Origin of the sequence: Halomonas sp. 707D4, assembly GCF_024158685.1 — a bacterium.
GTDB lineage: Bacteria > Pseudomonadota > Gammaproteobacteria > Pseudomonadales > Halomonadaceae > Vreelandella.
Window position 1 is genome coordinate 1 of sequence record NZ_JAMZBD010000432.1, and the last position, 2,606, is coordinate 2,606.

Annotated in this window: 2 protein-coding genes and 2 pseudogenes; 1 reads left to right on the top strand and 3 read right to left on the bottom strand. The window is 63.7% G+C overall.

Going from position 1 to position 2,606, the window contains the following annotated elements:
* The 3 genes and pseudogenes from BIS11_RS14825 to BIS11_RS14835 all read right to left on the bottom strand — a co-directional run.
* Positions 1-612: pseudogene (locus tag BIS11_RS14825) on the bottom strand (GGDEF domain-containing protein); the annotation flags it as partial.
* Positions 609-1,262 carry an ABC transporter substrate-binding protein gene (locus BIS11_RS14830; protein ID WP_253420343.1) on the bottom strand — a complete coding sequence of 218 codons (654 nt, stop codon included), beginning with the start codon at positions 1,260-1,262 and terminating at the stop codon, positions 609-611. The pseudogene BIS11_RS14825 and the gene BIS11_RS14830, both read right to left, overlap by 4 nt.
* 46 nt (positions 1,263-1,308) lie before the next feature.
* Positions 1,309-2,112 (bottom strand): ABC transporter substrate-binding protein, encoded by an 804-nt coding sequence (locus BIS11_RS14835; RefSeq protein ID WP_253420339.1) that lies wholly within the window; start codon positions 2,110-2,112, stop codon positions 1,309-1,311.
* Positions 2,113-2,275: 163 nt separating this feature from the next.
* On the opposite strand from BIS11_RS14835, the pseudogene BIS11_RS14840 reads away from it, so the two are divergent.
* Positions 2,276-2,606: pseudogene (locus tag BIS11_RS14840) on the top strand (MFS transporter); the annotation flags it as partial.

A 2,606-nucleotide genomic window follows, 5' to 3' on the forward strand; every position in this document is an offset into this window, starting at 1 on the left:
GGTCTGGCTGATCGCGGCGTGCACCTTGAGCAGCGGGCGCGTGATGTAGACGTGAAAGAAGGCGATGAACAGGCTGCTCAGCAAAAACGCCTCGACGATGCTGACGCCGACCACGCTGTAGCTGCGGGCGAGGAACTGCGCGGTGAGGTAGCGCTGGTCGAGCGTCAGCTGGATGTCGCCCACCCGTGAGGTGGGCAGGGTATCGTCCAGGTGATAGCGAAGCGGCGTCTGGTAGTCGAGGATGTCGCCGAACAGCGCCTCGGCCAGCCAGCTCGGCGGCGGGGTAGGGGACTCGAAGGTCGCCAGCGTGCGGCCGAAATCGTCCTGGATCGCCACGAACGCGACGTCGTCGTCGTTGAACAGACCCAGGGCGATCTGCTCCGCCAGTTGCGGGTTGAGCTGGAAGGCGGCCTCCGCCGCCGCGCCGTTGATGATCGCCAGCTGCTGCTGGGTGCGCTGCTCGATGTTGGCGCGCATGCTCTTGGCATGGCTGAGTAGTTCGAGGCTGCCGGCGACCAGGCTGATCAGCGTGGCGATCAAGAGTGTCAGTAGCGCCTGCTTGAGCGTCAGGCGGCCCTTTATCAGCGCGCCGCGAGGCAGCCTTGAGCTCATAGAGGCGCCTCGAGCGCCGTTTGCAGGCGCTCCATCACCTCGCCGGGGACGTCGGGATGACAAGCGAGATAGAGCGGCGTGCGGGCGAAGGTGAAGCGATGGGCGATGGCGACGTTCTGCTCGGCGGCCAAAAACGTTGCCGTCGCCCGGCCGGAGACGAGCACGTCAATCAGCCCCGCCTTGAGGCGGGCCATGTTCACCCGCTCGCTGGGCGCGCGCAGCACCCTGATGCCCTGCTCTTCCACGTAGTCGCCGATGGCGTCCTCGAGAAACCCGCCGACACGAAGCCCGTCCAGTTCCTCGAGCCGCGTCAGGTCCTCGAAGCGCCCCGCCAGGGTGAGCGCCGACCATTCGTTGATCACCAGTGGCCCTGCCCATTGAAACAGCGCCTCGCGTGCCGGCGTCCGCGTGGTCGAGTAGACGCAGTGGTCGGGCCTGAACCGGGCCTCGGTATAGGCGCGCGCCCAGGGCAGGATGAGGAAGCGCGCATCGATGCCGGCACTTGCCACGGCGTGGCGCAGGCGCTGGGTGGCGAGTCCCGCGATCTCTCCGTCACGTTCGTGATTGAACGGCGGATACTCCTCGGTATTGAGGGTCAGGAAATGGTAGGCGGGTGTCGACTGGGCAGTCACCTGTGTACTCGCAAGCATCATGGTTATCGTCAAAAGCACAGGTGAAAGGATACGGGTGCTCGGGCTACTCATCCTGATACACCGCCTGGTGAATATCAAGTCCACTTAGCTCCTCTATCGCCTGCTTGAAGCGGGCGATCAGCGCCGGGTCGCTCTCTTTGTTGATGGCGAAGTAGAGCGGGTAGTCGCTCAGGGTGTAGACCGACTCGAGAGGGGAAGACACGTAACCGGCGCGTTCGGCGATCCAGTCGGCGACCCGGCCGCTGTAGGCCCACAGGTCGACGCGCTCGTTCATCAGCATGAACAGCGCGCTCTGGTTGTCCAGCGCCCGGTGGATTAAACGTTCGGGATAGCCCGCCTCTGCTAGACTGGTGTCACCGATGTCCTCGCGAATCACCACCACGCTCAGGTTCTGCAGGATCGCCTCCTCGAGCGTCTGGATGTCGATGGCCGCTTCGCGGCGGGCAAGCAGCGCCACGGGGTCGATGTCGATGGGGCCAGCCCAGTGAAAGAGCGCCTCGCGCGATGGCGTCTTGGTGGTGGAAAAGAGCACGGTGTTGGGCGTCTGCAGGGTGAGGTTGTAAGCCCTGACCCAAGGGTAGCTCTGTATGTGGGCGCTCTCGAAGGAGGCCTGGGTGTGGTGGAACAGCCGCTGCAGCAACTCGATCGTGCGGCCCTTCACGATACCCTGCTGGAGGTAGTTGTAGGGCGGGTACTCTTCGGTGACGTAGGTGAAGGCGGAAAGCGACAGGGGCTCGGCTCGGGCGGGCACGCCGGCAAACGCGCCCATCGTCAGTGCAAGACCGATGACGATACGCGATGTCCGCTGGAAAAACCGGTTCGTTCTTATGTCGAGCCCACGCGTCATCAAGTAGTATCCCGGTCTGACCCTCTTGAAAAAAGTTAGAGCAACTCGCCGGCCCTGTCATCTCCTTTTTGCCGCCCGGTGATCCACCGATTGCACGAGAGTTTCCATGTCCGCAGAACCAGTGTCCGCAGCTATGTCCGCAGAACGAGCTGAAAAAGCGCCCATGCGTGCCTCGCGCCGCGAGATCTTCGGCTGGGCGATGTTCGACTTCGCCAACCAGGCGTATACGCTGTTGATCATCACCGTGGTCTTCGGCGAGCTTTTCACCACCGTCATCGTCGGTGATCGGGGCGATGGCTTTCGGCTGGCCAACTTCCTGTGGAGCCTGGCGCTGGCGGCGAGCTATTTGATGGTGGTGGTCTCGGCGCCCTTGTGCGGCGCCATCATGGACTATCGCGCCGAGAAGAAGCGCTTTCTCTTCGCAAGCTACCTGGCGACGGTGGCCACCACCGCCATGCTCTACTTCGTCGAGCCCGGCTTCGTCGTGGCGGGGC